The 7,799-nt window shown below is 71.9% G+C and carries 6 protein-coding genes; 3 read left to right on the top strand and 3 right to left on the bottom strand.

Going from position 1 to position 7,799, the window contains the following annotated elements; translation table 11 throughout:
* Positions 1 to 135 precede the first annotated feature (135 nt).
* A complete protein-coding gene (locus D7V93_RS32280) occupies positions 136 to 1,470 on the top strand; it encodes a DUF4032 domain-containing protein (RefSeq protein ID WP_120647039.1) in 1,335 nt (444 codons plus the stop codon).
* Positions 1,471 to 1,474: 4 nt separating this feature from the next.
* Here the strand turns inward: D7V93_RS32280 and D7V93_RS32275 are convergent, their stop codons facing one another.
* On the bottom strand, positions 1,475 to 3,304 hold the full coding sequence (locus tag D7V93_RS32275; RefSeq protein WP_120647038.1) for a metallophosphoesterase: 1,830 nt from the start codon (positions 3,302 to 3,304) through the stop codon (positions 1,475 to 1,477).
* A gap of 166 nt (positions 3,305 to 3,470) precedes the next feature.
* On the opposite strand from D7V93_RS32275, the gene D7V93_RS32270 reads away from it, so the two are divergent.
* Positions 3,471 to 3,935: an acyl-CoA thioesterase gene (locus D7V93_RS32270; RefSeq protein ID WP_120647037.1), complete on the top strand. Its 465-nt coding sequence runs from the start codon at positions 3,471 to 3,473 to the stop codon at positions 3,933 to 3,935.
* Between the two features lie 89 nt (positions 3,936 to 4,024).
* Positions 4,025 to 5,251, top strand: coding sequence for a GAF domain-containing sensor histidine kinase (locus tag D7V93_RS32265; protein WP_120647036.1), 1,227 nt, complete (start codon positions 4,025 to 4,027; stop codon positions 5,249 to 5,251).
* Positions 5,252 to 5,293: 42 nt separating this feature from the next.
* On the opposite strand, the gene D7V93_RS32260 is transcribed toward D7V93_RS32265, so the two are convergent.
* Positions 5,294 to 7,546 carry a PTS fructose-like transporter subunit IIB gene (locus D7V93_RS32260; RefSeq protein ID WP_120647035.1) on the bottom strand — a complete coding sequence of 751 codons (2,253 nt, stop codon included), beginning with the start codon at positions 7,544 to 7,546 and terminating at the stop codon, positions 5,294 to 5,296.
* Positions 7,547 to 7,576: 30 nt separating this feature from the next.
* A partial coding sequence (locus D7V93_RS32255; protein ID WP_244237649.1) for a PfkB family carbohydrate kinase occupies positions 7,577 to 7,799 on the bottom strand: 223 nt, incomplete at its 5' end.

The raw sequence follows: 7,799 nt of genomic DNA, 5'->3' as shown, positions 1-7,799 counted from the left end.
CAGCAGGGCCGCGCTGAACAGGGAGAGGCCGCGGAGGGGACGCATGGCCTCTAGCTCTAGCAGCGAACGTTCCACGGCGGCCAGCGCCCGCGTCGCGTGCCGCGCGCCCACCCGGACAGTAGGCTTGGGGCCGCCATGTCCCACCCCGTGCGCCGCCTCCACTCCCTGCACATCCGCCAGGGACACCCGGACTTCCTCGACCTGCCGTGGGAGCTGCCGCTGGAGGCGTGGTCGGAGCGCTCACCCCGCGTGGTGGAGGTGCCGCGCGGCCTGTCCCGGCACGTGGTGGTGTTCCTCAGCTACGGCGCCACCATCTACGCCTTCAAGGAGACGCCCGCGCGCGTGGCCCAGCGCGAGTACGACCTCTTGCGCGGCCTGGAGGAGCGGCGGCTGCCGTCGGTGGTCCCCGTGGGGCTGGCGGTCCAGACGGAGGCCGGTCACGAGTCCGCGCCGGATGACCGGCCCGCGATGCTCATCACCCAGTACCTCGCCTCGTCGCTGCCGTACCGCGCGCTGTTCATGCACCAGGGGCTGGAGCGCTACCGCTCGCGGCTCCTGGACGCGATGGCGGGCCTGCTGGTGCGGCTGCACCTGGGCGGCTTCTTCTGGGGCGACTGCTCCCTGTCCAACGTCCTCTTCCGCCGCGACGCGGGCGAGCTGCAGGCGTACGCGGTGGACGCGGAGACGTCCGAACTGCACGAGCAGCTCTCCCCCGGCCAGCGGGAGATGGACCTGCAGATCATGGAGGAGAACGTCGCGGGCGGGCTCGCGGACCTGGCCGCGCGCGTGGAGCTGCCGGAGGAGCTGCCCACAGAGCTGGAAGCCTGGCAGGAGACGGCCAATAGCATCCGCCAGCGCTACGAGCGACTGTGGGCGGAGATCAACCGCGAGCTCATCCTCCAGCCGCACGAGAGCTACCGCATCCATGAGCGGATCCGCACGCTCAACGACCTGGGCTTCTCCGTGGGCGAGGTGGAGCTGCTCGCGAGCGGGCAGGGCAGCCAGCTGCGCATGCGCACCATCGTGACGGACCGCGAGTACCACCGGCACCAGCTCCACACGCTCACCGGCATCGTCGCGGAGGAGCGTCAGGCGAGCCTGCTGCTCAACGAGATGCAGGAGATGAAGGCCACGCTGACGCGCAAGCTGGACCGCAGCGTGCCCCTGAGCGTGGCCGCGTTCCGCTGGATGGACGAGCGCTTCCACCCCGCGCTGTCCCAGCTGCAGAAGGACCTGGGCCGCGCGGCGGACACCGCGGAGCTCTACTGCCAGGTGCTGGAGCACAAGTGGTTCCTGTCCGAGCGCGCGAAGCGCGACGTGGGCCTGGACGCCGCGCTCCAGGACTACGTGACGCTCAACCGCAAGCAGCCCGGCATCGCGCCGCTGCTGGAGGACGCGGCGCGGGCGGCGGAGGCGAGCGCGGAGGAGGCCCCCGCGCTCGGGGCCCTGCCTCCGCGCCCCGTGACGTGACGGCTCAGATGCGGATGGGCGGCTCGATGAGGAACGGCTCGGTGGCCTTCGGGTCGTCCGGGTCGAACGCGGGCGCCAGGGGCCCCGCGCCGGTGGGCTTCCACTTGCGCGGCACGCGCTCCAGGCCCACCGGGTAGATGGTCAGCACGCCGTCCTTCCCGATGCGCAGGCGCAGGAAGTTCTTCCAGTCCGGCAGCGCGAGCGACCCGAAGGCTTCATTGGAGTGCGCGCCGAAGAAGTTCACGCACAGCCAGAGGTACACGCCGGTGATGAAGGGGCCCACGAGGAAGCCGCCCACGAACGTGAGGCCACAGGAGAAGAAGAACTTGCCGGCCAGGTGCATCCATCCGTCCGCGCAGTGCGTGCCGTCCGGCGTCAGCACCGGGCAGATGCCCAGCCTGGTCACCGTGAGGTACGTGCCTCCCCAGGCGACGAAGAACGCCGCCACGATGTGCGCGATGCCGTGCAGCCCGCCCAGCAGCGCGCGCCACCTCCCGAGCGCCGCGTCCGCGAGCCCGGTGAGCCCGCCCACCGTCACCAGCCCGAGGATGAGCGTCCACGGCCGGTTGACCATGCTGTTGGCCACCGCCGTCAGCACCTCCGACAGGCGCGACAGGCCCAGCGAACCCACCTCCGCGTAGGCCGCGAGCGCGAGCAGCAGGTACCACAGGCCGGTGATGAGGCCGAACAGCGGGCTGTAGCGGATGAGCCACAGGTTCTTGCGCGCGAGCTTCTTGGAGGTGGCCTCGTCCGGGAAGCTCTTGCGCAGCGTGGAGCCGTCGCGCAGCACGGGCGCCGCGGGCGCGTGCGTGGGGTGCATGAAGGCGCCGCCGCCCCCCGCGGTGATGCGGTGCTGGCCGGTGTCGTCCTCGTGCCGGCGGTAGTGGTGCAGGTCGCCCGCGAGGAACACGCAGATGCGCCGCCCGAGCACCTTCTCCTCCAGGTACTCCAGGTTGTTCTCCAGGTAGCTGCCCTTGTTGCGCCGCGAGGCCGCCGCGAGGATCCAGGCCGGCTCCGCGTTGCAGAGGATGACGCGGTCGGTGGGGCCCATCTGTTCGGCGACGTTGCGGAAGTACTCCACCTGGGGCACGTCGATGTCGCTGTTGAGCTGCACGTCCGTGCCGATGAGCCACCAGTTGTGCGGCAGCTTCAGCGCGAAGTAGCTGCGGCTCTGCCGCGTCCTCCGGCCCGCCACCCAGCGCTGCGCGCAGAACAGCCGCATGAAGGCGGACAGCCCGTCGTACCAGTCGTGGTTGCCGGGGATGACGAACAGGTCCGGGTGGGGTGCCTGCGAGCGGCGCATGGCGGCCTCGTAGGGCTGCACCGTGCGCTCCTCGTAGGTCTCCCGGCTGGCGCCCGGGTAGACCTCGTCGCCACCGAACACCAGCACCCGGCCGCGCGGCGTGATGTGGACCGTCTTGCCGTCCTCCTCCGGGAGCTTCAGCTCCGGCAGCGCCAGCAGGCGCGCCACCGCGTAGGTGGAGTCCCAGCCGTCGCCGATGTCGGAGACGTAGTCGACCCACAGGTCGCCGTCCGCACCGGACTCCTCGGAGTAGTCGAAGTAGGGCGCCTGCGGCCGCACCACCGCTTCGATGAGCCGGTGGTCCGCGCGCGCGCCGAACACCGTCGCCACCACCGCGTCCAGGCCCGTGCGCAGCACCTGGGTGGGATGCAGCCAGCGCACCATGTCCGCGTGCTTCTGGGGCTTGGTGGCGGTGGCGCTGCCCCGCTCGCGCACGAGGTGCGGCGGTGAGGGCAGGGGCCCCGGCTCATCCCAGGGCGCGGGCGTGTCGTCGCGGAGGGCCCCGGAGGGCTTCGTGGGCTCACCCGCCATCGGGGACACCCGGGAGGACGGAAGAGGACGGCAGGGAAGGAGGCGGTGCCAGGGCGGACCGGAGAGCCATGCACCTCTGGCTTAGCATGTCCGCCACGGACTCCTGGAGGGCAGACAGGCATGGTTTCCGTTCCCTGCTGGGACGGTGCTTTGCGAACATGGGGCCATGTCAGACACCCCCCTGAAGGACTTTCCCGTCGTCGTGACCTTCCCGGTGCACTGGGGCGATATGGACGCCTACGGGCACGTGAACAACGTCCGGAGCTTCACCTGGTTCGAGTCCGCGCGCATCGCGTACATGGTGCGCGTGGGGCTGGTGGGACCGTCCGCCGCGGGCGCGGACAAGACGGTGGGAGGGGGCATTGGCCCCATCCTGGCCAACACGCACGCGGACTACGTGCGGCCCGTGGTGTTCCCGGCGAACCTGGTGGTCGGTGCGCGCGTCACGCGCGTGGGCACGTCCTCCATCACCTTCGAGCACGTCGTCGCGGGCGCGGACGATGGGGTCGTCTACACGCGGGGCGGCTCCATCGTGGTGACGCTGCGCTACGCGACGCACGAGAAGGTGCCGGTGCCCCAGGCGATTCGCGCGGCCATCGAGCAGCTGGAGGGGCGCTCGGCCGGCGGCTAGCTGGAGCGGCCTGCCGAGCGTGCTTCGCCGTGCGGTGGAAATCCAAAGGTACGGCTCAGGCGTCCCTGTCGTGCTGTCGTGAGGACTCCATGGTCATCTCCCCCCCTGCCAACCCCCACATCCGCCCCGCGGACAAGGTCGCATCCGGCGTCGAGGCCGATGTCGAGGCCGTGGGCCGCATCGACGCGGTGAAGTCGGTGCTGCGGGTGCTGACACAGACGACGGGCCTGCGGCTGGCGGTGGTGGCTCGCGTGACGCCGGAGTCGTGGACGTGCTGCGCGGTGCTGGACGAGATGAACTTCGGGCTGCGCGTCGGGGACACGCTGGTGGTCGCCACGACGTTCTGCAACACGGTGCGCAACCTGGCGGGGCCGCTGCTCGTCAACCACGCGAGTGAGGATCCCCGCTTCAAGGACCACCCCGCGCCGAAGATGTACGGCATCGAGAGCTACGTCGCGGTGCCGCTGTACCGGCGCACCGGGGAGTTCTTCGGGGTGATGTGCGCGCTGGACGCGAACCCCGCATCCGTCAGCGAGGACAAGCTGGAGGTCTTCCGACACCTGGGCGACCTGGTGGGCCACCAGCTGGAGCAGCAGGAGACGCTGAGCGAGCGCGACTCGCAGTTGCTGGGCGCCCGCGAGGCGTCGCTCCTGCGCGAGCAGTTGATGGGCATCGTGAGCCACGACCTGCGCAACCCGCTCAACGCCATCTCGCTGGCGGCCGCGACGCTGATGCGGCGCACGGACCTGGACGACCGGGCGCGGCGGGGCCTGCGGCGCATCCTGGATTCCTCCGACCGGGCGAACCGGCTCATCCTGGACCTGCTGGACTTCACCCACGTGCGCACGGGCATGGTGTTGCCGGTGAATCCGAAGCCCGTGGACCTGCACGAACTCACGCAGCAGGTGGTGGACGAGGTGCAGCTCACCGCGCAGGGCCGCACGCTGGACCTGGTGTGTGACGGGGATGCGCGGGGGGCGTGGGACCCGGACCGCATCGCGCAGGTGCTCACCAACCTCATCACCAACGCCGTGCAGTACAGCCCGGCGCAGTCGCACATCCTCGTGGAGGCGCGCGGTGAGGCACGGGAGGTGGTGCTGAGCGTGACGAACGCGGGGGCGGTCATCCCGGAGTCCCAGATGCCGTCCCTCTTCGAGCCGATGACCCGGGGCACCACGGAGGGCAGCGAGCGCCGCAGCGTGGGGCTGGGGTTGTTCATCGTGAACCAGATTGCCCGCGCGCACGGAGGCCACGTGGATGTGGTGTCCACGGCGGAGGCTGGCACCACCTTCCGGGTGCACCTGCCACGCGGATAGGGTCGTGGGCTTCGCGGCGCGGTGCTGCGCCCAGACCCTTGATCAGGGCGTCGTGGGCAGGGGCCGCTTGAGCACCACGAGCGCGAGCGTCGTGGCCAGCGTGCCCGCGACGAGCGCCAGGACGTAGGGCCCCAGCGGCGCCACGGCGTTGGGGATGGCGAGCACGAAGACGCCTCCGTGCGGTGCCCTCAGCGCGCAGCCGAAGCCCATGGACACCGCACCCGCGATGGCCGAGCCGAAGACGATGGAGGGGATGACTCGCAGCGGGTCCCGGGCCGCGTAGGGGATGGCGCCCTCGGTGATGAACGCGAGTCCCAGCACCGCCGCCGCCTTGCCCGCCTCGCGCTCCTGGAGCGTGAAGCGGCTCTTCGCCACCACCGTCGCCAGCGCCAGGCCCAGCGGCGGCGTCATGCCCGCCACCATCACCGCCGCCATCGGCGTGAAGGTGCTGGAGCCCAGGAGCCCCACCGCGAAGGCATAGGCCGCCTTGTTGATGGGACCTCCCGTGTCGAACGCCACCATCGCGCCCAGCAGCAGCCCCAGCAGCACCGCGTTCGCTCCGGACATGCCGGTGAGGAAGCGCGTCAGGGCGCCCATCAACGCGGCCACGGGTGCTCCAATCACATACGTCATCAACAGGCCGACGATGAGCGCGGAGAGCAGGGGGATGACGAGCACCGGCTTCAGGCCCTCCAGGTTCGCGGGCAGCCGGATCCGGTCGCGCAGCGTGCGCGCCACGAAGCCCGCGAGGAAGCCCGCCGCGATGCCACCGAGGAAGCCCGCGTTGAGCTGCTGCGCCAGCATGCCCCCGATGAAGCCCGGCGCCAGCCCCGGCCGGTCCGCGATGGAGTACGCCAGGTAGCCCGCCAACGCGGGCACCATCAGCGCGAACGCCGCGTCACCAATGCCCTTCAGCGCCGCGGGCAGCGTGCCGGGCTGCTTGTACGCGTCGATGCCGAAGACGAACGACAACGCCAGCAGCAGCCCGCCCGCGACCACGAAGGGCAGCATGAACGACACGCCCGTGAGCAGGTGCTTGTAGGCGCCCGCGGGCTCGGCCTTCACGCCCGCGCCGGTGGGGAGCGCGGAAGCGGGACGGGCGGTGTCCGCGGGCTCGGGGAGCGCGAGCGCCTGTTCCACCACGCGGTCCGCCTGCTTCAGCGCTTCACCCACGGAGGTCTGGAGCAGGCGCTTGCCGGCGAAGCGCTCCGTGGAGACGTGCGTGTCCGCGCCGATGATGACCGCGTCCGCCTGCGCGATCTCCTCCGGGGTCAGCGTGTTCTTCGCGCCCACGGAGCCCTGCGTCTCCACGCGGATGGCATAGCCCTTCGCCCGGGCCGCGCGCGTGAGGGCCTCCGCCGCCATGAAGGTGTGCGCGATGCCCGTGGGACAGGCGGTCACGGCGACCAGCGTTCCGGCGGGCGTGGAGGAGGGAGGCGTGCGCAGGGGCTCCGCGCCAGGTTCGGCGCGGCGCGGCGCATCCGAGCGGGTCGGGGGCGAGGAGTCGGTCAACAGCCCGTGGGGCCGTGGGAAGGAGACCCCCGTGGACGTGTCTGCCCGGCGTGAGGCTCCTGGCGTGGACGCGGGCGTCCGTGAGGGCTCGGACTGGCGCGGTGCTCCTGCGAGGGTCGAGGCGCGGGAGGAGGCGGTGGAAGCGCCCGGATCCTGCTCACCCTGGCGCGGTGCTCCCGCCGAGGCACGGGCTGAGCCAGAGGCGGCGCTCGGAGCCTGCTCACCCTGGCGCGGCGCTCCCGCGAGGGGCGGTGGGGTGCGTGCCGGCCCGGTGCCCGGAGCCTGTTCACCCTGGCGCGGTGCCCCCGCGAGGGGCGGTGGGGTGCGTGCCGGCCCGGTGCCCGGAGCCTGCTCACCCTGGCGCGGTGCTCCCGCGAGGGGCAGCGGGGCCTCTCCGTGGTGTGGCTCCGTGCCCGCGCGGAGCGCGTCCTGCGACGTGGCCGCCCCGGCTTCGGTGGCGGCCGCCGTGCGGTGCAGCGTGGCGCGCGCCACGGCCTCGTCGATGATGCGCTCGGTGTCGCGGATGGCCACCGCCGTGGAGGTGCGGACGAGCGGCTTGCCGTGGAAGCGCGACTCGTCCACGGTGATGTCCGTTGCGAGGATGACCGCGTCCGCCTGCGCCACCGCCTGCTCCTCGAGCGGCGTGCGCACGCCCTCACCGCCCTGCGTCTCCACCGTCAGGTCGTGCCCCTTGAGGTCCGCCACGCGGCGCAGCGCCTCGGCGGCCATGAAGGTATGCGCGATGCCCGTGGGACAGGCGGTGACCGCCACCAGTTTCGCCATCGTCGTCGTGTCCTTGTCGTGCCCGTCGTCTCAGGCGTTGCCCAGCGGATGCAACCGCACCGCGCCCACCAATGCCGCCACGCGCTCCGGTGTCGGCGGCACCGGGCCCACCCGCGCGAGCTTCCCCGCCGCGAAGGCCGTGCCCCTCCGGGCGCACGTCTCCAGGTCATTCCCATCCAGCCGCGCCGCCAGCACGCCCGCCACCAGCGCATCCCCCGCGCCCACCGTGCTCGCCACCTCCACCGGTGGCGAC

It is taken from the genome of Corallococcus llansteffanensis (genome assembly GCF_003612055.1).
Taxonomy (GTDB): domain Bacteria; phylum Myxococcota; class Myxococcia; order Myxococcales; family Myxococcaceae; genus Corallococcus; species Corallococcus llansteffanensis.
Note: the sequence above shows the minus strand (reverse complement) of the source record. Positions and strands in the feature narration are given on the sequence as shown.

Bases quoted from the DNA above. Each gene is read 5' to 3' on its own strand.
- D7V93_RS32265 (WP_120647036.1), top strand. From the start codon at position 4,025: ATGGTCATCTCCCCCCCTGCCAACCCCCACATCCGCCCCGCGGACAAG.
- D7V93_RS32270 (WP_120647037.1), top strand. From the start codon at position 3,471: ATGTCAGACACCCCCCTGAAGGACTTTCCCGTCGTCGTGACCTTCCCG.
- D7V93_RS32280 (WP_120647039.1), top strand. From the start codon at position 136: ATGTCCCACCCCGTGCGCCGCCTCCACTCCCTGCACATCCGCCAGGGA.
- D7V93_RS32260 (WP_120647035.1), bottom strand. From the start codon at position 7,546: ATGGCGAAACTGGTGGCGGTCACCGCCTGTCCCACGGGCATCGCGCAT.
- D7V93_RS32275 (WP_120647038.1), bottom strand. From the start codon at position 3,304: ATGGCGGGTGAGCCCACGAAGCCCTCCGGGGCCCTCCGCGACGACACG.